Origin of the sequence: Ralstonia sp. OTU4908, from assembly GCF_038440115.1 — a bacterium.
In the GTDB taxonomy this organism is placed as follows: domain Bacteria; phylum Pseudomonadota; class Gammaproteobacteria; order Burkholderiales; family Burkholderiaceae; genus Ralstonia; species Ralstonia pickettii.
This window is the reverse complement of the sequence record NZ_JASATD010000037.1, coordinates 1-20425: the sequence shown is the minus strand read 5'-3', so window position 1 is coordinate 20425 and position 20425 is coordinate 1. Positions and strand designations below refer to the sequence as shown.

At 66.0% G+C, this 20425-nt stretch carries 19 protein-coding genes; 2 read left to right on the top strand and 17 right to left on the bottom strand.

The window, feature by feature from the left end:
- Window positions 1-4: 4 nt before the first annotated feature.
- Together AAHM38_RS21380 and AAHM38_RS21375 are read left to right on the top strand one after the other, a co-directional pair.
- A complete protein-coding gene (locus AAHM38_RS21380) occupies window positions 5-1999 on the top strand; it encodes an acetyl/propionyl/methylcrotonyl-CoA carboxylase subunit alpha (protein WP_116576748.1) in 1995 nt (664 codons plus the stop codon).
- Window positions 2000-2084: 85 nt separating this feature from the next.
- Window positions 2085-3671 carry an AMP-binding protein gene (locus AAHM38_RS21375; RefSeq protein WP_116576747.1) on the top strand — a complete coding sequence of 529 codons (1587 nt, stop codon included), beginning with the start codon at window positions 2085-2087 and terminating at the stop codon, window positions 3669-3671.
- Between the two features lie 6 nt (window positions 3672-3677).
- On the opposite strand, the gene AAHM38_RS21370 is transcribed toward AAHM38_RS21375, so the two are convergent.
- The 17 genes from AAHM38_RS21370 to AAHM38_RS21290 all read right to left on the bottom strand — a co-directional run bounded on the left by AAHM38_RS21370 (window position 3678) and on the right by AAHM38_RS21290 (window position 20288).
- A complete protein-coding gene (locus tag AAHM38_RS21370) occupies window positions 3678-4355 on the bottom strand; it encodes a TetR/AcrR family transcriptional regulator (protein WP_116576746.1) in 678 nt (225 codons plus the stop codon).
- A 61-nt stretch (window positions 4356-4416) separates the two neighbouring features.
- Window positions 4417-5370, bottom strand: a complete 954-nt coding sequence (locus AAHM38_RS21365) for an MBL fold metallo-hydrolase (protein WP_116576745.1) — start codon at window positions 5368-5370, stop codon at window positions 4417-4419.
- A 12-nt stretch (window positions 5371-5382) separates the two neighbouring features.
- Entirely contained in the window at window positions 5383-5649 is a 267-nt protein-coding gene (locus AAHM38_RS21360) for a DUF1289 domain-containing protein (RefSeq protein ID WP_116576744.1), read from the bottom strand.
- Window positions 5650-5659: 10 nt separating this feature from the next.
- Complete coding sequence (locus AAHM38_RS21355) at window positions 5660-6160, bottom strand: YbaK/EbsC family protein (protein ID WP_116576743.1); 501 nt, start codon at window positions 6158-6160, stop codon at window positions 5660-5662.
- A gap of 21 nt (window positions 6161-6181) precedes the next feature.
- Window positions 6182-7111, bottom strand: a complete 930-nt coding sequence (locus tag AAHM38_RS21350) for a hydroxymethylglutaryl-CoA lyase (RefSeq protein ID WP_012760949.1) — start codon at window positions 7109-7111, stop codon at window positions 6182-6184.
- Between the two features lies 1 nt (window position 7112).
- Complete coding sequence (locus tag AAHM38_RS21345) at window positions 7113-8054, bottom strand: 2-hydroxyacid dehydrogenase (protein ID WP_116576742.1); 942 nt, start codon at window positions 8052-8054, stop codon at window positions 7113-7115.
- Between the two features lie 86 nt (window positions 8055-8140).
- A complete protein-coding gene (locus tag AAHM38_RS21340; RefSeq protein ID WP_116576741.1) occupies window positions 8141-10165 on the bottom strand; it encodes an acetyl/propionyl/methylcrotonyl-CoA carboxylase subunit alpha in 2025 nt (674 codons plus the stop codon).
- Window positions 10166-10866: 701 nt separating this feature from the next.
- The gene (gene bioB / locus AAHM38_RS21335; RefSeq protein WP_116576740.1) at window positions 10867-11955 is read right to left on the bottom strand and encodes a biotin synthase BioB; all 1089 of its coding nucleotides are present in this window, start codon (window positions 11953-11955) and stop codon (window positions 10867-10869) included.
- A 43-nt stretch (window positions 11956-11998) separates the two neighbouring features.
- Window positions 11999-12793 carry an enoyl-CoA hydratase/isomerase family protein gene (locus tag AAHM38_RS21330; RefSeq protein WP_116576739.1) on the bottom strand — a complete coding sequence of 265 codons (795 nt, stop codon included), beginning with the start codon at window positions 12791-12793 and terminating at the stop codon, window positions 11999-12001.
- The gene (locus AAHM38_RS21325; protein ID WP_116576738.1) at window positions 12790-13728 is read right to left on the bottom strand and encodes a dienelactone hydrolase family protein; all 939 of its coding nucleotides are present in this window, start codon (window positions 13726-13728) and stop codon (window positions 12790-12792) included. Before AAHM38_RS21325 ends, AAHM38_RS21330 begins: the two co-directional genes overlap by 4 nt.
- 29 nt (window positions 13729-13757) lie before the next feature.
- Window positions 13758-15365: a carboxyl transferase domain-containing protein gene (locus AAHM38_RS21320; RefSeq protein WP_116576737.1), complete on the bottom strand. Its 1608-nt coding sequence runs from the start codon at window positions 15363-15365 to the stop codon at window positions 13758-13760.
- A 28-nt stretch (window positions 15366-15393) separates the two neighbouring features.
- Window positions 15394-15834, bottom strand: a complete 441-nt coding sequence (locus tag AAHM38_RS21315) for a YchJ family protein (RefSeq protein WP_012760957.1) — start codon at window positions 15832-15834, stop codon at window positions 15394-15396.
- On the bottom strand, window positions 15834-16532 hold the full coding sequence (locus AAHM38_RS21310) for an HAD family hydrolase (RefSeq protein ID WP_012760958.1): 699 nt from the start codon (window positions 16530-16532) through the stop codon (window positions 15834-15836). Before AAHM38_RS21310 ends, AAHM38_RS21315 begins: the two co-directional genes overlap by 1 nt.
- A gap of 63 nt (window positions 16533-16595) precedes the next feature.
- On the bottom strand, window positions 16596-17201 hold the full coding sequence (locus AAHM38_RS21305; protein ID WP_012760959.1) for a 2-hydroxychromene-2-carboxylate isomerase: 606 nt from the start codon (window positions 17199-17201) through the stop codon (window positions 16596-16598).
- A 41-nt stretch (window positions 17202-17242) separates the two neighbouring features.
- On the bottom strand, window positions 17243-18373 hold the full coding sequence (locus tag AAHM38_RS21300) for an acyl-CoA dehydrogenase family protein (RefSeq protein ID WP_116576736.1): 1131 nt from the start codon (window positions 18371-18373) through the stop codon (window positions 17243-17245).
- A gap of 10 nt (window positions 18374-18383) precedes the next feature.
- Complete coding sequence (locus AAHM38_RS21295; RefSeq protein ID WP_116576735.1) at window positions 18384-19097, bottom strand: SDR family oxidoreductase; 714 nt, start codon at window positions 19095-19097, stop codon at window positions 18384-18386.
- Between the two features lie 9 nt (window positions 19098-19106).
- Window positions 19107-20288 carry an acetyl-CoA C-acetyltransferase gene (locus AAHM38_RS21290; RefSeq protein ID WP_116576734.1) on the bottom strand — a complete coding sequence of 394 codons (1182 nt, stop codon included), beginning with the start codon at window positions 20286-20288 and terminating at the stop codon, window positions 19107-19109.
- Window positions 20289-20425 lie beyond the last annotated feature (137 nt).

Below are 20425 nucleotides of genomic sequence, written 5' to 3'. Positions count from 1 at the left end.
CACGATGGCTGCCCCGCATGCCGCCTTCCGCTCGGTCCTCATCGCCAACCGGGGCGAGATCGCCTTGCGCATCATGCGCACGGCGCGTCGCCTTGGCATGCGCACCGTTGCCGTGTATTCCGACGCTGACCGCAATGCGCCGCATTGCCGCGCGGCTGATCTGGCATTGCCGATTGGCGCATCGCAACCGCAGGCGTCGTACCTGAACATTGCGGCGTTGCTGGAGGCCGCGCGCAAGTCGGGCGCACAGGCGGTCCATCCAGGCTATGGCTTCCTGGCCGAGAGCGATGCCTTTGCCGGCGCATGCGCAGATGCCGGCCTCGTCTTCATCGGCCCACCCGCAGATGCGATCCGCGCGATGGGCAACAAGGCTGGCGCCAAGCGCCTCATGGAAGCCGCCGGCGTGCCGTGCGTGCCCGGTTATCAAGGCGCAGATCAATCCGCCGAGCGCATGACGGAGGAAGCCGCACGGATTGGCTACCCGGTCATGATCAAGGCGGCCGCTGGCGGCGGTGGGCGCGGCATGCGGCGCGTGGACCGCGCGGAGCAGTTTGCGGCGGCGCTGCAGTCCGCGCGCTCCGAAGCGGAGAACGCGTTTGGCTCCGGCGAGTTGATCCTCGAAAAAGCCATCGTCGAGCCGCGCCACATCGAGATTCAAGTCTTTGCCGATACGCATGGCAACGTGGTTCACCTGGGCGAGCGCGATTGCTCGGTGCAGCGCCGGCATCAGAAGGTGATTGAGGAATCGCCGTCACCAGCCGTATCGCCCGAGTTGCGCGCGCGCATGGGCGCGGTGTCGGTGGCGGCGGCGCGCGCGATCGGCTACGTGGGTGCGGGCACGCTGGAGTTTCTGCTCGCCCCGGACGGCGCGTTCTACTTCATGGAGATGAACACGCGCCTGCAAGTCGAGCATGCGGTGACCGAAGCGATCGTTGGCGTCGATCTCGTTGAGTGGCAGTTGCGCGTGGCGCTGGGCGAGCCGTTGCCGCTTGCGCAAGACGCCATCGATGCACGCCGCGCGCAAGGCGGCCACGCCATCGAAGTGCGGCTCTGCGCAGAAGACCCGCGGCAAAACTTCCTGCCGCAAAGCGGCACCGTCACCCGCTGGCGCGCGCCCGGAAACGTGCGCACGGACCATGCGTTGACCGACGGGCTTGTCGTCTCGCCGTACTACGATTCGATGCTCGCCAAGATCGTCGCGCACGGCACCGACCGCGCCGATGCCTGCCGGCGTCTTGCGCACGCCCTGGACGATTGCCTGCTGCTTGGGTTGCCGACCAACCGGGCGTTTCTGCGCGACTGCTTGGCGCATCCGGCGTTTCTTGCCGGCGATGTGTCGACGGCGTTCATCGACCGCCATTTCCCGGCGGCGACGCGGCAGGCGCCCGTACCCGACGCCGGGGTCTGCCAGGCCGCTGCCGTGCTGCTCACGTACCTGCGCCAGGACGCCGCACGCCGCTATCCCGCAGAGCTGCATGGCTGGGCCAGCAGCCGCACGTATCCCACGCTGTGCCGCTTCACGCTCGACGGTGAAGTCATCGACATGCGCGTGCGTGCGCTCGGTGCGCAGCAATGGGAGGTGACCTGGGACGGCGGTGCCACGCAGGTGGCGCTTGTGTCTGGGGGCGAAGGGCGCATCACGCTGGCGCTGGGCGACACGTTTGACGCGGTGGATTACGCCGTCACGGCCGGCGCTTGCCACTTCGTGCTGAATGGCATCGAACACACCGCCATCGACACCACCTACGCCAAGGCCGAGCGCAGCGGCGCGCAAACCGGCAGCGGCCGCATCAGTGCACCGATGAACGGTCGCGTGGTTGCCGTACACGTGGCCGAAGGCGAGGCCGTCAGCGCCGGTCAGGTGCTGCTGGTGGTCGAGGCGATGAAGATGGAGCACAGCATTGCCGCGCCGCTCGCTGGCGAGGTGAAGGGGCTGTTCACCCAGGTCGGGGCCCAGGTTGCGCCTGGTGGGTTGCTGATGGAGATTGCCGCGGCCTGACGGCTGCACTGCCGTCCTGATCCCATCGTTTTGTCGTGCTGTTCATGCGGTCAATGCAGTCAATGCAGTCCATAGGAGACGTCCCATGTCCGAAGCCACGCCAGACACCGCGCTTGAAGCCAACCTGCTGAACCGGGTGACGTTGGGCGATACGTTGCATCGCAGTGCGCGCAAGTTCGGCGCGAAGGTCGCGCTGGTCGATGGCGCCCGCCGCATGACGCATGGCGAACTCAACGCAGACAGCAATCGCTACGCGCACGCGCTGCTTGTAAGCGGCCTCAAGCCCGGCGACAAGGTGGCGATGGTGTGTGGGAATTCCGCGCAGTTCCTGGTGGCTGCGTACGGCATTCTCAAGGCGGGGCTGGTTTGGGTGCCGATCAATGCGATGCTCGGGCCGGAAGACGTGCGCTACATCCTTGAACATGCCGAGGCGCGGCACGTGGTGATCGACGCGGCGCTGTACCCGGCGCTGCGCGACACGCTGGCGACGCTCGGGCTCCCGGCGCACCAATGCTTCGGTGAACCGGTTGCCGACGGGCCGCAACCGGTGGAGCAAGCGTTGCAAGGCCACGCCGATACGCAGCCCGCCGTGGTGATCGACGATCGCGATCTCGCGCTCATCATGTACACCAGCGGCACGACCGGCCGACCAAAGGGCGCGATGCATTCGCACCGCTCGGTGCATGCCGCGCTGATGTCCAACGTCGCCGGCCTGAATCTGAACGAGACCGACGTGTTCTCGTGCCTGCTGCCGATGTTCCACTGCGCGCAGTTTGCAACGGCCGCGTCCGCGATGATGGTGGGCGCCACGCTCGTCATCCAGCGCGGGTTTGATCCGGCGGCGCTGATCGATGCGATTGCTGGCGAGCGCATCACGCAACTGTTCGGCCTACCGCTCATGTACGCCGCGTTACTGCACCATCCGCTGCGTGCGCAGCGGGACCTCTCCAGCCTGCGCCTGTGCCTCTATGCGATGGCGCCGATGGCCAGGCCGCTGCTCGAACGCCTGATTGCCGAGGTGTGCCCGAACTTTGCCCTGGGCTCCGGGCAGACCGAGATTTTCCCGATGACGATGTACTTCGCGCCCGACCAGCAACTGCAGCGCACCGGCAACTATTGGGGACAGCCGTGCATGGTGAACGAAGCAGCGGTGATGGACAATCAAGGCAATCTGCTCGGCCCGAACCAGTTGGGCGAGATCGTGCACCGCGGCCCGAACGTCATGCTCGGCTACTACAAGGACCCGCAGGCCACGGCCAATGCGCGCCGCTTCGGCTGGCACCACACGGGCGACCTCGGCATGTGGGATGCCGACGGCCAGCTTCAGTTCAAGGACCGCATCAAGGACATGATCAAGACCGGCGGTGAGAACGTGCCCTCGGTCAAGGTGGAAGAGGTGCTGCTGCGCCACCCCGACGTGGCGAATGCCGCAGTGGTCGGCTTGCCGCACGCGCACTGGGTGGAAGCGGTGGCTGCATTCGTCTGCCTCAAGCCCGATGCACAGGCCGATGCCGCCGCGCTGCAGGCGCATTGCCGCGCGCATCTCGGCAGCTTTGAGGTGCCCAAGCACATTGCCGTGGTCGACAAGCTGCCCATGACGGCGACCGGCAAGATCCAGAAGCACGTGCTGCGCAGCGCCAACCAGACGCTGTTCGAGGGCGATGCGCGCTAACGTGGACTAAGCCACCGGCTGGGGCGGCGTACGCAGGATGAACAGCACCGCCTGATCGGCCAGTGCGTCGATGCTGATGCCGGCGCCCGCCTGATACCACTGCGCCGTCCAGTTGAGTGCGCCGAACATCAGCAGGCGGTCAACAGGTGTTGGTTGTGCCCACTCGCCGGAGGCGTGCAGACGGTCGATCACGCGCGTCCAGATGCCTTCATACCGGTCCTTGAGCGCGATGATGCGTTCCTGCGCCTGTGCGTCGAGCGAGCGCCACTCGTACAGCATCACCGGAATGAAATCCTGGTTCGGTGCGAGCAGCGTATGGAGGTGTGCGCGCACGAGCTGGCGCATCGCCTCGCGCGGGGGCAGGTCTTCGATATCGATGGCTTCGATATCCGCCAGCGCGACGGTCAGACCATGCTCGATCACGGCTTGCAGGATGTCCTGCTTGGTCTTGAAGTAGTAGAACCAGCTGCCCGCATGCACGCCCGTGGCCGCCGCAATGTCGCGCACCGTGGTGTTGCCGTAGCCCTTCTCGCGGAACAGTCGGGCCGATTGCTCGATCAGCGCGCGGCGCAAGCCCTCGTTGGCATCCTGCGCGGGGCGGCCGCGCTTGCGGCGCGGTGTTTCGGCTTCAGGGGCGGCTTCGGTGACGGATTCCGGCGGAGCGGATGTGGCGGCTTTCGGCATGCCCAAGCGGAGAGAAGAAACGTCGCTGCATTGTAGCGGGGCATCGCCACCGCGCGGCACGTCAATCGCGGTTCAGGATGCTGCCGTGTTCGACGGTGGCGGCACCGGCCTTGACCAGCGCGGCAATCGCGGCATCCAGCAACGCTTCCATCGATTGGCTCGCGAAGAAGCGCGCTTGCAAGCGCGGCATCAACGTCGTCTGCGTGAACCACGCGAACAGCGCGTCGCGCGACAGCGCCTGCTGCTCCAGCAGCTTGAACTTCACCAGCACGCGGATGGCGTGCAGCGCGTTGCGTTCCGGGTCTGCCCGCAGATACGCAAGCCGCCCGAGCGATGCATCAATCGCGGCGTTGACGTTGGTGAACGGCCGGCCGTGTCCGGGAATGACCATGCGCGCGTCGAGCTGCGCGATGCGCTCAAGAATGGCCTGCTGTTCGGCAAAGCCGCTCTCACCTTCCAGTTCGGGAAAGATCACGCCAAAGCCGCGTTCCCACAACGCATCGGCAGAGATCAGCACGCGCGTGTCCGGGCTGAACAGGATGACCGCGTGCGGGTCGTGCCCAGGTGCGCTGATGACCTGCCAGTCGAAGCCGCCCAGTCGCGCCGTCATGCCGTCGGCCAGGCCTGCGTCGGCATCGTTGTCAGGCAACGCGAAGCGCGCGCATTCCTGGCCGGTGGGGCCGTAGCTGAGGGCGTCGGTATCCCAGCGGCGCACGTCGTCGATCTGCGCGGCGGGTACGCGCGTGTGGCTGCCGTAGAGGGCCTGCAGCGCTGCATTGCCGCCGCAGTGGTCCGAGTGCAGATGCGTATTCAGCAGCCGGCGCAGCGGCCTGCTTTGCAGCGCGTGCTGCACAAGCGCCACGGTTTGCGCCGCGTGCGTGAGGTAGCCGGTGTCCACCAGCGCGCAGCCGCCATGCGCTTCGTCATCGAAGAACAGGATGTTGTTGGACGACAGCCAGCCGCGCTCGAACACGCGCATCGAATCAGGCAAGGTGACGATGTCGTGTTCGGCCATGGTGATGGGTGCTCAGGCGCAGGACGCGTCGTTGAGCCAGGCGCAGGCGCGCTCAGGCAAGGTTTTCCACACGGTCAGGCGGGCGGTGTCGTCCATGGTCGACCACGCGGCAATTTCGTCGATCGTGCGCATGCAGCCGATACACAGGCCGCGCGCGTCGTCCATCTTGCACACGCTGATGCACGGCGATGCCACTGGCTGGGCGCGCTCGGCCTGCGCGCGGCTATTGCGCAGCTTGCCGAGCGAGCGCTTCAATTGCGCGCGGGTGCAGGCGTCCATGTGTGTTCGATCAGTCGCGCAGGGCGATGTCGGCCACGGGCGCGCCGGTCATGGCTTCCAGTTCGGCAGGCGTCAGGTTGAACACGGCATGCGGGTGGCCGGCCGCGGCCCACACGCTGTCGTATTGGAACAGGTCTTGATCGAGCAGCATCACAGGCTTGACCGCATGGCCGACCGGACACACGCCGCCGATGGCGTAACCGGTCTTCTCGCGTACGAACTTCGCATCGGCCTTGGCCAGCGCGCCCACGTGCGCTGAAACCTTTGCCTCGTCGACACGATTGGTGCCGCTGGCGATCACCAGTACCGGCACGTCGTCTTCCGCACGGCGGAAGATGATCGACTTGGCAATCTCCGCCACCGAACAGCCGAGCCCGGCAGCCGCTTCGGCCGAGGTCTTGCCGGTGGCCGGCAGCATCACGATGGCTTTCTCGTAGCCGAGCGTACGGAGGTGCTCGGCCACGCGTTGGGCGGATTCAGGCAGCGGGGCGTTCGTATCGGTCGCGGTCATCGTCGTTGTTCTTGAGGGGGTTCAGATGCAGGCCTGGGCGATCTGGTCCTGCAGCTTGAGCAGCAGCGCGCGGCCCGCACGCGAGGCAGTCGGGCGGCCGATGGCTTGCGAGATGAAGTCGCCCGCCAGCACCACCTTGTCCAGGTCGATGCCGGTGCGGATACCCAGGCCGTGCAGCAGGTACAGCACGTCTTCGGTGGCGACGTTGCCGGTCGCGCCCTTGGCATACGGGCAGCCGCCCAGCCCGGCCACCGAGGCGTGGAAGATCGCGATGCCGACTTCCAGGCTGGCGAGGATGTTGGCCAGTGCCTGGCCGTACGTGTCATGGAAATGGCCTGAGAGGCGGTCGATCGGGAACGTCGCCGCGGCGGCTTCCATCACGGTTTTCACCTGCCCGGCGGTGCCCACGCCGATGGTGTCGGCAATGTCGATCTCGTCGCAGCCGAGGTCGGCCATGCGCTTGATGACGTCCACCACGGACGACACCGGCACCTCGCCCTGATACGGGCAGCCCAGCGAACACGAGATTGACCCGCGCACGCGAATGCCCGCATCCTTGGCGGCCTTGGCCACCGGCACAAAGCGTTCGATCGATTCGGCGATCGTGCAGTTGATGTTCTTCTGCGCAAAGGCCTCGCTGGCGGCGCTGAAGATCACGATCTCATCCGCACCCGCTGCAGCAGCGCCTTCGAAACCTTTCATGTTGGGCGTGAGCACCGAGTACAGCGTGCCCGGCCGGCGCTGGATGCGTGCCATCACGTCGGCGCCATCAGCCATCGCCGGCACCCATTTGGGCGACACGAACGACGCCGCCTCCACATTCACAAAACCGGCCTCGGACAGCCGGTTCACCAGTTCGACCTTGGTGTCGGTGGAGACCGGCGACTTCTCGTTCTGCAGCCCATCTCGCGGGCCGACCTCGACCACCTTCACATATTGCGGGTAGCTCATCTCAATAACCTCGTTGCAGATCGACGATGCCGGCAATCGGCTCGCCTGCTTCCAGCGCTCGGATCTTGCGCGCGATCTGGGCAATGCTGACCTCGCGCAGCGTCAGCGCCGCAATGTGCGGCGTGATGTGGATGCGCGGTTCGATCCAGAACGGGTGGTCGGCGGGCAGCGGCTCGGTGCGGAATACGTCGAGCGCGGCGCCGGCAATGTGCCGGCTGCGCACGGCGGCCAGCAGGTCGTCTTCCACGACATGCTTACCGCGCGCCACGTTGACGACGAACGCGCCCGGTGCGAGTTGTGCGAGCAGCTTTGCGTCGATCACGTTTTCGGTGTCGGCCGTCAGCGGCAGCACGTTCACCAGCACGCGCGTGCCGGCAAGAAAGCCGGGCAGGGCATCGCTGCCTGAGCGGCAATCGACGCCCTCGACGTGCTTGGCGGAGCGGCTCCAGCCGCGCACCGGAAAGCCGAAGCCTGCCAGCGTCCTGGCGATGTGCGTACCGAGCACGCCGAGGCCCAGCACGCCGACGACAAACTCGTCGCGGTTGAACGGCTTGAGGAAGCGCCACATCTTCGCTTGCTGCTGGCGCTCGTATTCATCGAGCCGGCGGAAGAAGCGCAGGACGGCGTGCGTGACGTATTCCCCCATCTGCGCAGCCATGCCGGCGTCGTCCAGCCGCACGATCGGCAGTCCTTCGGGGATGGCATCGGGCGCTTGCGCGCGCAGGCCCAGGATGGCATCGACGCCCGCACCGAGGTTGAACACCGCGCGCAGGTCGCGGCGATCGCGCAGCATGTCGGCGGGCGGTTGCCACACCACGGCGTAGTCAGCATCCTGCGCCGCACCTTGCTCCCACACCGATAGCCGCGCCTCAGGCAAGGCCTGCGCAAAACCATCGAGCCAGGGTTGGGGCTTGCCGTCGGGCGTGTAGATCTGGATGTGCATGTGGGGCGACTTCAATGCGGGTGATTGACGTATACGTCAAGCAGTGTAGCAGGGGCCGCCAAGGCGTGTGGCAGCCCCCTCGGGCGTCATTCGGCGGGCTTGAACGCCAGCAACTGCACACCTTCCGTCACCTGATCGCCCACGCCATACAACACCGATTCGACGACGCCGTCGGCCGGTGCCGTGAGCGTGTGCTCCATCTTCATGGCCTCCATGACGACCAGCGGTGCGCCCTTGGTGACGGTTTGCCCCGGGGCGGCCAGCACGGCGATGACCTTGCCGGGCATCGGCGCCGTCAGCTTGCCGCCTTCGTCGTCGGCCTCGCCAGCATGGGCGAGCGGGTCGTGGCGCTCCAGCGTCCAGTGCGCACCGCCCGTGAAGACGTGGAACGTGTCGCCGTCCACATGCACCTGGCCGGTCGCCTTGTGCGAACCGAGCGCAACGGTGAAGGTCTCGGCATGGCGCTGTGAGGTGAAGGGCGCTTCGCTGCCGCCAACTTTCAGTCGCGAGCCGTCGCGGCCGTAGATGAGCGTGGCATCGATGGACTGATCGCCATGCGTGAAACGCAGCGTGCGCTCAGCCGCGCCGTTCAGGCGCCAGCCGCTGCCGCGCGCCCACGGCGAATGCGGATCGCGCGTGTCGGTGCGCAGGCTGCGTGCCTCGCGGGCGAGCAGCGCAGCCACGGCCAGGGCGATGGCGTCTAGCGGCACGTCCGGTGCAGCGGGGAACAGCGTGTCGTGATTGCGGGCGATCAGGCCGGTATCCAGATCGGCGGTCGCAAACGGCTTCGATGCGACCAGGCGGCGCAGGAACGCCACGTTGGACGACAGCCCCACCAGGTGGAAGCTGCCCAGCGCCTGCAGCATGCGCGCCAGCGCTTCTTCACGGTCACGGCCCCAGACGATGAGCTTGGCGATCATCGGGTCGTAATAGGGGCTGATGGCATCGCCCTCCCGCACGCCCGCGTCGATGCGCACAGCGGCAGGTTCGCCATTGGCCTGTGCGCCCACGGTAAATTCCACCGCTGCCGGTGTGCGCAGCACCTTCAGCGTGCCGATGGACGGCAGGAAATCGCGCTCCGGGTTTTCTGCGTAGATGCGTGCTTCCAGCGCGTGGCCGTGGATGTGCAACTCGTCTTGCGCGCGCGGTAGCGGCTCCCCGGAGGCCACGCGCAATTGCCATTCGACGAGGTCTTCACCCGTGATCATTTCGGTGACCGGGTGCTCGACCTGCAGGCGCGTGTTCATCTCCATGAAGTAGAACGTGCCGTCTTCATCGACGATGAACTCGACCGTGCCGGCACCCACGTAGCCCACGGCGCGTGCGGCCGCCACGGCGGCTTCGCCCATCGCGCGGCGGCGGTCCAGCGTCATGCCCGGGGCGGGGGCTTCTTCCAGCACCTTCTGGTGGCGGCGCTGCACCGAGCAGTCGCGCTCGAACAGATAGACGGCGTCGCCGAAGCTGTCGGCAAACACCTGGATTTCAATGTGGCGTGGGCGCGTGAGGTACTTCTCGATGAGCACGCGTTCGTCGCCAAAGCTGGACGATGCCTCACGCTTGACCGAGGCCAGCGAGGCTTCGAACGCATCGCCCGATTCGACCACGCGCATGCCCTTGCCGCCGCCGCCCGCGCTCGCCTTGATGAGCACCGGGTAGCCGATGCGATCGGCCTGCGTGCGCAGGAATCCGGCGTCCTGGTTGTCGCCGTGGTAACCCGGGACGAGGGGCACGCCGGCCTTCTCCATCAGCGCCTTCGCCGCGCTCTTGCTGCCCATCGCTTCGATGGCCGATGCCGGCGGGCCGACGAAGACGATGCCGGCCTCTGCACAGGCCTTGGCAAAGGCTTCGTTTTCCGACAGGAAGCCGTAGCCGGGGTGGATGGCCTGGGCGCCCGTTGCGCGTGCGGCTTCGAGGATGCGGTCGGCGCGCAGGTAGCTGTCGCGGGCGGCGGGCTCACCGATGTGGATGGCTTCGTCGCACGCCGCGACGTGGCGGGCGTTGGCGTCGGCATCGGAGTAGACCGCGACCGTGCGGATGCCGAGCTTGCGGCAGGTGGCGGCGACCCGGCAGGCGATTTCGCCTCGGTTGGCGATGAGGAGCTTGGTGATCATTTTTGGTGTGTCTCCGGTGTTCTCTGCATCTTTTGCACTTGTGGTGCGTCCCTTGTTTCATCCCCTGCCGGGGCGGGCGGTTTTGGTCCATCCCTGTTTCGTACCCTGCCGGGCACGACCTACTTTTCTTTGTCTTGCCAAAGAAAAGTAGGCAAAAGAAAGGCGCGCCCGAGATGGCGACCCCCTCCTTGAATTTTCGTAACCGGGCGGAGACGGGAAAAACTCGCTGCGCTCAGACAGTTTCCCGTCTTGTTTCCGCCCGCTTACAAAAATTCAAGGCGCCATCTAGGGCAGGAACGTCAACGGCCGAACCGTTGGTGTGCGTGCCCCATCAGGCTCTTGATTGTTGCTGTTGCTGTTGCTGTTGCTGTTACTTTTGCTTGCTGCCGTTTGCTTCGCTCCGCGTTTTGCCGCGTACCCACCACTGCGTTTGCACTGCGATGGTGTGGCCGTACCTTGCCCTAGATGGCGCCTTGAATTTCTGTTGCAGAGAGGAAAAAGAGAGGAGGCTGTCTGAGCGAAGCGAGTTTGCCTCCTCTCCCTCTCTGCGACATAAATTCAAGGAATCTTTCGCCATCTCGGGCGCGCCTTTCTTTGCTTACTTTCTTTGGCAAGACAAAGAAAGTGAGTCGGCCCCGGCAGGGGACGAAAGGGAGGCAGACCACCAACACAAAAACAAAAACCGCCTCCCACAAAACCCATCAGTCGGCAGGCGTAATGTCGATATGGCAATGCGACGAATGCGAATGCGAGTGCGAAGCATCAGCCCTCTGATGCAGATGATCCTGCACTTCAACCCGCATCCCCAACCGCGCCAGCAGCTTCCGATCTGCATCCGCCTCCGGGTTATCCGTCGTCAGCAGCTTCTCGCCATAGAAGATCGAGTTGGCGCCCGCCATGAAGCACAGCGCCTGCAAGGCATCGTCCATCGCCTCGCGGCCAGCGGAGAGCCGCACCATCGCCTTGGGCATCGTGATCCGCGCTACGGCAATCGTGCGCACGAAATCGAACGGGTCCAGTTCCTCGTTGCCCGCCAGCGGCGTGCCTTCCACCTTCACTAGGTTGTTGATGGGCACCGAGTCCGGATACGGCTCCATGTTCGCCAGCTCGGCGATCAGGCCCGCACGCTCGTGCACCGATTCCCCCAGCCCGACGATGCCGCCGCAGCACACGTTGATGCCGGCGTCACGCACGTGCTCGAGCGTGTCGAGCCGGTCCTGGTACGTGCGCGTGGTGATGATCTCGCCGTAGAACTCGGGCGCGGTGTCGAGGTTGTGGTTGTAGTAGTCCAGGCCCGCTTCCTTCAGCTGCGCGGCCTGTTCCTGCTTGAGCATGCCGAGCGTCACGCAGGTCTCGAGCCCCATCGCCTTCACGCCGCGCACCATGTCGGCCACGGCGTCGAGCTGATGCGGCTTGGGGTTGCGCCAGGCGGCGCCCATGCAGAAGCGGCTCGCGCCGTTTTGCTTGGCGCGCGAGGCGGCTTCCAGCACTTCGTCGATCGGCATCAGCTTTTCAGCCTCGACACCGGTGTCGTAGCGCGCCGATTGCGGGCAGTACGAGCAGTCTTCGGGGCAGCCGCCGGTCTTGATGGACAGCAGCGTCGAGAGCTGCACGGCATTCGCATCAAAGTTGGCGCGGTGCACCTGCTGCGCCTGGAACAGCAGGTCGTTGAACGGCAGCGCGAACAGCGCTTCGATGGCTTCGCGGCTCCAGCGGGCGTTGGGATTCTGCCCGGGCGTGGGCGGCACCTTGGCGGCGTTCGGCACGAAGTTGAGCGGAGTGGATTGCATGAGGACTTCCTTCGAGTGATGCGTGGTTTCGTTGTTATGCGGGTCAGGCCGGCAGCAGCCAGTTCGGCTTGCGCTTGCCCAGGAAACTTTGCACGCCTTCGCGGCCTTCTTCCGAAGCGCGAATGGCGGCGATGCGTTCAGCGGTGTCGGCCAGGAGGGCGTCGTTGATCGCGGCACCGGACACCTCGCGCACGAGGCGCTTGCTCTCACGCACGGCGTTCGGGCTGTTGGCGACCAGCGCGGCAGTGATGTCGGCCACTTTCGCGTCAAGGGCATCTGCGCTCACCAGCTCATGCACGAGGCCAAGGCGATGCGCTTCGGCAGCGGAAAAGCGTTCTGCGGTGATGAAGTAGCGGCGCGATGCCTGTTCGCCCAGGGCGCGAATCACATACGGGCTGATGGTGGCCGGGATCAAGCCGAGCTTCGCTTCCGACAGGCAGAAGTTGGCCGTGTCGACAGCGACGACGATGTCGCACGCGGCGACCAGGCCGACGCCGCCGGCATACGTGTCGCCCTGCACGCGCGCGATCACAGGCTTGGGGCAGGTGTAGATGGCGCGCAGCATCTCGGCCAGGCGCAGGGCGTCGGCGCGGTTTTCGTCATCCGAGTAGCCGGCCATCTTCTTCATCCAGTTCAGGTCGGCGCCCGCGCAGAACGCAGGGCCGTTGCCGGACAGGACGATGGCGCGCACGCTTGGCTCGGCTGCCAGCGCGCGGAACGCGCCAGTCAGTTCGGCGATGACCGTTTCGTTGAAGGCGTTGCGCACGTCGGGCCGGTTCAGCGTGAGCGTGGTGACGGCGCCGTGCTGCGCGAAGTCGAGGGTCTCGAAAGCGTTCATTCGGGGTCCTTGTTGGTGTCGGCTTTGGGGTCGTCGGCGCCGGAGGCTTCTGCGTTGCCGCCCGGCGCCACCGCTTGCACCGGGCCTGCGGGCAGACCGAGTTCGCGCAGGAAGGCGTCGACCTGCGGCAGCCAGATGCGCAACCCCGCGTGGCTTGCGAACATGCCGTGCGAGTCGCTCTTGAAGTTGCCGAAATCCACCAGCCGGCCTTTGCCGCCGGCAGCGGTGTAGGCGGCAAACATCCTGTCGGGCATCGGCTTGGGCCAGTAGCTGTCGTTGTCGCCGTAGAACCAGAGCGAAGGGTAGCGTGCCTGGCGGCCGTACGTCTCAAAGGCGCGCACGAGGTTGTCTTCCCAATCGACACAGGTGTCGTTGCGCAGGCCGCCGGCGAAGTTCACGAGCCCACGCACGCCAGGGTAGGCGATGGTGCCGAAGGCCAGGGTGGTCAGGCCGCCATGCGACTGGCCCATGACGACGATGCGGTTGCGGTCCACGTACGGCTGCGCGGTCATGTAGTCGAGTGCGGCCACCACGTCTTCGGCCTGGACGATGCCGTTGGCTTCCACGTTGCAACCGCTGCCGATATACGCGCCGCCGGATTTGGAAAACCCCTGCCGCATCGGAATGGCGACCACATAGCCACGCGCGACCAGCGCCGCAGCCTGCTCGCTGTAACGGGCACGCGATTGGAATGCGGCCTTGCCGCGCGCCTTGCCATGATTGAGCACGATGAGCGGGAAGGGCCCGTCGCCGGCCGGCTTGTAGACGGTCGTCTCCAGCTTGACGGTGAAGATGCCCGCAGACTTGGGCACCTCCACGATGGTCTCGCTGATGCCCGGCGGCGCCGTTTCACTCGCATGCGCGGCCGCAAGCAGCAGCGCGCAGCCAACGGCTGCCAAGGCGCTGCGCCACGCTCGCGCGGTGTTGCTGTTCACTGCAGATCCCTGTTCGATGGGCGGCCCGCTTACATGCGGAACACGCCGAAGTTCATGTCGCCGATCGGTGCGTTCAGGCTGGCTGACAGCCCGAGGCCCAGCACGCTGCGCGTGTCGGCAGGGTCGATCACGCCGTCGTCCCACAGGCGTGCGCTGGCGTAATACGGATGGCCCTGGCGCTCATATTGGTCGCGGATCGGCGCCTTGAAGGCCGCTTCTTCGTCCGCGCTCCACTGGCCGCCCTTGGCTTCGATGCCGTCGCGGCGCACGGTGGCGAGCACGCTTGCGGCCTGTTCGCCGCCCATCACGGAGATGCGCGCGTTCGGCCACATCCACAGGAAGCGCGGCGAATACGCCCGGCCGCACATGCCGTAATTGCCCGCGCCAAACGAGCCGCCGATGATGACCGTGAACTTGGGCACCTGCGCCGTTGCCACGGCCGTCACCATTTTCGCGCCGTTCTTGGCGATGCCTTCGTTTTCGTACTTGCGGCCCACCATGAAGCCCGTGATGTTCTGCAGGAACACCAGCGGGATCTTGCGCTGACAGCACAGCTCGATGAAGTGCGCGCCCTTCAACGCGGCTTCAGAGAACAAGATGCCGTTGTTGGCGATGATGCCGACCGGGTAGCCCCAGATGCGCGCAAAGCCGCAGACCAGCGTCGTGCCGTAGCGCGCCTTGAATTCGTCAAAGGCGGAATCGTCGACGATGCGGGCGATGACTTCGCGCACGTCGAACGGCTTGCGCGTGTCGGTCGGGATCACGCCGTAGAGTTCTTCTGCGGGAAAGCGCGGCTCGACCGGCGCATGAATCTGCACCTGCTCCGGCTTGCGGCGGTTCAGGTGCGCGACGATGCTGCGGGCTTGCGCCAACGCGTGCGAATCGTTGTTGGCGAAGTAATCCGCCACGCCGGACAGCCGCGTATGTACATCGGCGCCGCCCAGGTCTTCGGCACTCACCACTTCGCCGGTCGCGGCCTTCACCAGCGGCGGGCCTGCCAGGAAGATCGTCCCCTGTTCCTTGACGATGATCGACTCATCACTCATGGCCGGCACATACGCGCCTCCCGCCGTGCACGAGCCCATCACCACCGCGATCTGTGGAATGCCCTTCGATGACAGGTTGGCCTGGTTGTAGAAGATGCGGCCGAAGTGGTCGCGGTCGGGAAACACGTCGTCCTGGTTCGGCAGGTTGGCGCCGCCGGAATCGACCAGATAGACGCAGGGCAGGTGGTTCTGCTCGGCAATCTCCTGCGCGCGCAGGTGCTTCTTCACCGTCATCGGGTAATACGTGCCGCCCTTGACCGTGGCGTCGTTGCAGACGATCACGCATTCCTGCCCCGAGATGCGGCCGATGCCGGTGATGATGCCGGCGCCCGGCGCGGCATCGTCGTACATGCCATACGCCGCCAGTTGCGAGAACTCCAGGAACGGCGTGCCCGGGTCGAGCAGTTGCTGGACGCGGTCGCGCGGCAGCAACTTGCCGCGGGCGAGGTGTTTGGCACGGGCGTCGTCACCGCCGCCCTGGGCGATGCGCGCAACCTTGTCGCGCAAGTCGGCGACGAGCGCGCGCATGGCATCGGCGTTGGCCTTGAAGTCTTCTGCGCGGGGGTTCAGCTTGGTCTCTAGCGTCGGCATGGCAGCAGTGCGGGAAGGTCGGTACGGTTCAGTCAGGGAAAGTGCCGTCGACGTACAGCCAACGGCCTTCGGCGGATTCAGCGCCGCTGGCGTCCAGGCGGACGAAGCGGCTGGTTTCATGCAGGCGATGCGCGCGGCCGCCCACCCTGTAGCGTGCGACGAATTCCACCGTCGCGTGCGTGGCGTCTTGCGGCGTGTGGCGCTTGACGTCCAGGCCGAGCCAGCGCGTGGCGGCGGCGTCTGCTTCGCTGGTTTCCAGGTCGACAGGGCAGGTGGACGGATGCCACGTGCGCCGCAGGTACGCCGTGTCGCCCAGCACATAAGCGCTGTAGCGCGAGCGCATGAGTTGCTCGGCCGTAGCCGCCACGGCGTCGCCCGCGTGGAACGGGCCGCAGCAGCGCGCATAGGCGCCGTTGCCGCAGGGGCACGCGTCGGCCGCGCCGATGGGCTGGGTTTGTGCAGCAGGCATCAGGCCAGCAACTCCGGCAGTTCCGGCAGCTCGCGCATGTCGGTAAACGTGCGCGCCGCGCCAGCGGCGATCAACGGGCCGGGCGCGTTGCGGCCCGCGTATGCCAGCACCGTCATGCCGGCAGCGTGCCCAGCGGTAACGCCCGTGGGGCTGTCTTCGATCACCAGGCAGCGCGACGGCGATACCCCCAAGCTGCTGGCGGCCAGCAGATACACGTCGGGTGCGGGCTTGCTGCGTGCGACTTCCGTGGCCGAAAAAATGCGCACGTCCGTGGGCTGGAAGTGCTCGATCAGCCCGGTGCGGTTGAGTTGAAGCTCGACCTTCATGCGATCCGCGCCGGAAGCCACGGCCATCGGCAGGCCGAGCCTGGAGAGCACATCGATGGCGTGCCCGATATGCGGCACGGCTTCCACTTCGGCTTCGAGCAGCACGTTGCGTCGCGCCTGGAAGGTGGACAACCAGTTCGGCGGCAGCGGTGCGCCGCGCATCTCGGCAATCGCATCCAGCTCTTCGCGGATGGCCTTGCCGAGGAAACGCTGGATGGAATCTTCCAGGCTGATGTCGATGCCAAGCTCGATCAGCATCTCCCAGATCAGCCGGTTGACGATGGGTTCGCTGTCGACCAGCACGCCGTCGCAATCGAAGAGGATCGCGTCAAAGCGCGGGTGGTTTGAAACAGAGGAGGTCACTGCAGTCATGCGCTCTTCGTTGTTGGTTCGTTGGCGGCGGTTCGTGCATCTGCCGCCGTTGTGGATGTGGCCTTATATGCGTCCGTCGCGCAGCAACGCTTCAATCTGGTCAAAGCGGTCGAAGCCCCAGAACGCCTCGCCGTCGACGATCACGTAGGGCGAGCCGAACACGCCGCGCGACATCGCCAGGTCGATCTCGGCCTTGAGCTGGTCCTTGATCTGCTGGCTGCTTGCGCCGGCGTTGAGCGCGGCACCGTCGATGCCCATCGCGTCGGCAATCTTCATCACCTCGGTCGGCTCGCCGATATTGATGTCGTCAACGAACAGTGCGCGGTAGACGGCCCGCGCGAAGTCGATCGCGCGCTCCCCGCCGTGATGGTCATGCACCCACAGCGTGGCCCGCGCGGCGTATTGCGTGGGCAGCGGGAAGTGCGTCGGCTTGCGGTATTCAATGCCGTTGAAGCGCGCGGTACGCTCGAAATCGCGCCACGCGTAATCGCCCTTGAGCGGCACCTGCGGCAGCGGGGAGCCGCCGGTGGTCTTGAAGACCACCCCCAGCAGGATCGGGTGCCATGCCGTCGCCCGGTTGTACCGCTGGGCGAGTTCCTCCACGCGCGTGCTGGCGAAGTAGCCGTACGGCGATGAGAAGTCGAAGTAGAAATCGATGGCCCCGTTCATGGTGTGCTCCCCTTGTTGTGCTGCGCCTTCCCCAAAAATGCCTACGCCAGCGCGCGGGCGATCAAGATTTTCTGGATATCGCTCGTGCCCTCGTAGATCTGGCACACGCGCACGTCGCGGTAGATGCGCTCCACCGGGAAGTCGCTGACGTAGCCGTAACCACCGAAGACCTGGATGGCGTCGGAGCAGACGCGTTCGGCCATCTCGCTGGCGTTGAGCTTTGCCATGGCCGCTTCTTTCAGGCACGGCAGGCCGGCGTCCTTCAGGCTGGCGGCATGCCAGACCATCTGCCGCGCGACGTCCACACGCGTCGCCATCTCGGCCAGGCGGAACTGCACGGCCTGGTGCGCGAACAGCGGCTGGCCGAAACTTTCGCGCTCCTTGGCATACGCCAGCGCTGCCTCAAAGGCCGCACGCGCCATGCCCACGCTCTGCGCGGCAATGCCGATGCGCCCGCCTTCCAGCCCGGACAGCGCCATCTTGTAGCCCGCGCCTTCTTCGCCCAACAGGCAATCGGCGGGGATGCGGCAGTCTTCGAACACGATCTGCGCCGTGTCGGACGAGTGCTGGCCGAGTTTGTCTTCGAGTCGCGCGACGATGTAGCCCGGCGTCTTGGTCGGCACCAGGAACGCGCTGATGCCGCGCTTGCCTGCAGCTTTGTCCGTCACAGCCATGACGATCCCCACGTCGGCATGCTTGCCGCTGGTGATGAACTGCTTCACGCCGTTCAAGACCCAGTGGTCGCCATCGCGCACGGCCGTGGTGCGCAGCGCCGATGCGTCGGAGCCGACGTGCGGCTCGGTCAGGCAGAACGCGCCGAGCATCTCGCCGCGCGCCAGCGGCACAAGCCACTGCTGCTTCTGCGCGCCGTTCGCAAACGCCATCAGCATGCTGCACACGGGGCAGTTGTTCACGCTGATGACGGTGGAGGTACCGCCGTCGCCGGCAGCAATCTCTTCCAGGATCAGCGCCAGCGACAGGTAGTCGAGCCCCGCGCCACCGAGTTCTTCCGGCACGGCCACGCCATAGGCGCCCAGCTCGCCGAGCTGGCGGTGCACGTCTTTCGGGAACGTCGCATCGCGGTCCCATGCGGCAGCGTGCGGGGTGATCGCCTCGCGCACGAAGGTGCGGATGGCGTCGCGAATCATCTCTTGCTCTTGGGTCAGCAGCATCGTTCCGCCCTCACCATTCAATGACGCTGCCGTCGTAGTTGCGGAACCCGCCGTTGTCGGCGCGCGTGGCGCCGGCAATCACGCGGCGGATGCCGGCCACGCTCTGCTGCGGCGTGATGGCCGCGCCCGCGCCGCCCATGTCGGTCTGCACCCAGCCCGGATGGAAGGTCAGGCACGTGGCGTTCTTGGCATCGATCGACACGGCGCGCAGCACGGCGTTCACCGCTGCCTTGCTCGCGCGATACAGCCAGCCGCCGTTGCTCTCCATGTCGCCGATGCTGCCCATGCGGCTGGAAATGACGGCGAGCACGCCGCCGGCTTCGTCCGCACCATTGCGTCCGGCTTCCACCATGGGCAGCACGGCGGGCAGCACGTTCATCGGGCCCCACACATTGGTGTGCATCACGGCATCGAAATCCGCCTGGCTGACGGGCGTGGCGCCCTGCGTGCGCGGGCCGTAGATGCCCGCTACGTAGATCGCCACGTCCAGCGCTTCGCCGTCGAGCTTCCACGCGAGCCCGGCAACGGCATTGGCGTCAGTCAGATCCAGCACGTGCGTTTCCGCGCCCAGCGCCTGCAATTCTTCTGCGGCTGCTTGCGAGCGCACGGTGGCGATCACGCGCCAGCCATCCGTTCGGTATTGCTTGACGGTCTCCAGACCGATGCCGCGCGACGCGCCCAGGATGAGCGCGGTACGCGTGCGGCGGGACGTTGCGTTCGTCATGCGCGTGCCTTAGTAGAGTTCGATGCCGACGGCCGTGGCTTCACCGCCGCCAATGCACAGGCTGGCAACACCGCGCTTGCCGCCGCGGTGTTGCAGCGCGCCCAGCAGCGTCGCGATCAGGCGCGCGCCCGATGCACCGATCGGATGACCCAGCGCGCACGCGCCGCCGTTCACGTTCACCTTCTCGTGCGGGATCTTCAGGTCGTGCATCGCGGCCATCGGCACCACGGCAAACGCCTCGTTGATCTCGAACAGGTCGACGTTGCCCGAGTTCCAGTCGAGCTTCTTGAACAGCTTGTCGATGGCGGTGACCGGCGCCGTGGTGAACCAGCCCGGTGCCTGTGCGTGCGTGGTGTGGCCGAGCATCACGGCGAGCGGCGTGATGCCGAGTTGCTTGGCAGTCGACTCGCGCATCATCACCAGCGCAGCCGCACCATCGTTGATCGACGAAGACGATGCGGCCGTTACGGTGCCGTCTTTCTTGAACGCGGGCTTGAGCGAGGGGATCTTGTCGACCTTGATGCGGCGCGGGCCTTCATCGGTGTCGATGACGGTGTCGCCCGCTTTGCTCGACACGGTAACGGGCGTGATTTCCCAGCGGAATGCGCCGGATTCGGTGGCCTCCTGCGCGCGGCGCACGGACGTCATCGCGAAGTGGTCCTGGGCTTCGCGCGTGAAGCCGTACTTCTCGGCGCAGTCCTCGCCGAAGGTGCCCATGGCGCGGCCCTTTTCATAGGCGTCTTCCAGGCCGTCGAGCATCATGTGGTCGTAGATCATGCCGTGCCCGATGCGATAACCGCCACGGCCCTTCGGAATCAGGTACGGCGCATTCGTCATGCTTTCCATGCCGCCCGCGACCACCACGTCGACCGAGCCCGCGAGCAGCGCGTCATACGCGTTCATGGCTGCGCGCATGCCCGAACCGCACATCTTGTTGACCGTCGTGCAGCCCACCGACAACGGCAGACCCGCGCCCAGTGCGGCCTGACGCGCCGGCGCCTGCCCCTGGCCCGCAGGCAGAACGCAGCCCATGATGACTTCTTCGATCTGTTCCGGTTTCAGGCCCGCACGTTCGACCGCCGCGCGAATGGCAGCGGCGCCGAGTTGCGGGGTAGTGAGGCTGGCGAGTTCGCCCTGGAAGGCGCCCATCGGAGTACGGGCTGCTGAGGCGATGACGATGCGGTCGGACATTGCTGCAATCTCCTGGAACTGTGCTTGGGACATGTTCTGCACTTTTGGTGCAGGGGTTGTGTGTCTCTTGCTTTTTGGGTGGGCCTTGTTGGTCCATCTCCGTTTCGTCCCCTGCCGGGGCCGACTCACTTTCTTTG

What these genes read in the sequence shown, in the direction of transcription:
- AAHM38_RS21380 (WP_116576748.1), top strand. Translation starts at nt 5, where the DNA reads ATGGCTGCCCCGCATGCCGCCTTCCGCTCGGTCCTCATCGCCAACCGG.
- AAHM38_RS21375 (WP_116576747.1), top strand. Translation starts at nt 2,085, where the DNA reads ATGTCCGAAGCCACGCCAGACACCGCGCTTGAAGCCAACCTGCTGAAC.
- AAHM38_RS21370 (WP_116576746.1), bottom strand. Translation starts at nt 4,355, where the DNA reads ATGCCGAAAGCCGCCACATCCGCTCCGCCGGAATCCGTCACCGAAGCC.
- AAHM38_RS21365 (WP_116576745.1), bottom strand. Translation starts at nt 5,370, where the DNA reads ATGGCCGAACACGACATCGTCACCTTGCCTGATTCGATGCGCGTGTTC.
- AAHM38_RS21360 (WP_116576744.1), bottom strand. Translation starts at nt 5,649, where the DNA reads ATGGACGCCTGCACCCGCGCGCAATTGAAGCGCTCGCTCGGCAAGCTG.
- AAHM38_RS21355 (WP_116576743.1), bottom strand. Translation starts at nt 6,160, where the DNA reads ATGACCGCGACCGATACGAACGCCCCGCTGCCTGAATCCGCCCAACGC.
- AAHM38_RS21350 (WP_012760949.1), bottom strand. Translation starts at nt 7,111, where the DNA reads ATGAGCTACCCGCAATATGTGAAGGTGGTCGAGGTCGGCCCGCGAGAT.
- AAHM38_RS21345 (WP_116576742.1), bottom strand. Translation starts at nt 8,054, where the DNA reads ATGCACATCCAGATCTACACGCCCGACGGCAAGCCCCAACCCTGGCTC.
- AAHM38_RS21340 (WP_116576741.1), bottom strand. Translation starts at nt 10,165, where the DNA reads ATGATCACCAAGCTCCTCATCGCCAACCGAGGCGAAATCGCCTGCCGG.
- bioB (WP_116576740.1), bottom strand. Translation starts at nt 11,955, where the DNA reads ATGCAATCCACTCCGCTCAACTTCGTGCCGAACGCCGCCAAGGTGCCG.
- AAHM38_RS21330 (WP_116576739.1), bottom strand. Translation starts at nt 12,793, where the DNA reads ATGAACGCTTTCGAGACCCTCGACTTCGCGCAGCACGGCGCCGTCACC.
- AAHM38_RS21320 (WP_116576737.1), bottom strand. Translation starts at nt 15,365, where the DNA reads ATGCCGACGCTAGAGACCAAGCTGAACCCCCGCGCAGAAGACTTCAAG.
- AAHM38_RS21315 (WP_012760957.1), bottom strand. Translation starts at nt 15,834, where the DNA reads ATGCCTGCTGCACAAACCCAGCCCATCGGCGCGGCCGACGCGTGCCCC.
- AAHM38_RS21310 (WP_012760958.1), bottom strand. Translation starts at nt 16,532, where the DNA reads ATGACTGCAGTGACCTCCTCTGTTTCAAACCACCCGCGCTTTGACGCG.
- AAHM38_RS21305 (WP_012760959.1), bottom strand. Translation starts at nt 17,201, where the DNA reads ATGAACGGGGCCATCGATTTCTACTTCGACTTCTCATCGCCGTACGGC.
- AAHM38_RS21300 (WP_116576736.1), bottom strand. Translation starts at nt 18,373, where the DNA reads ATGCTGCTGACCCAAGAGCAAGAGATGATTCGCGACGCCATCCGCACC.
- AAHM38_RS21295 (WP_116576735.1), bottom strand. Translation starts at nt 19,097, where the DNA reads ATGACGAACGCAACGTCCCGCCGCACGCGTACCGCGCTCATCCTGGGC.
- AAHM38_RS21290 (WP_116576734.1), bottom strand. Translation starts at nt 20,288, where the DNA reads ATGTCCGACCGCATCGTCATCGCCTCAGCAGCCCGTACTCCGATGGGC.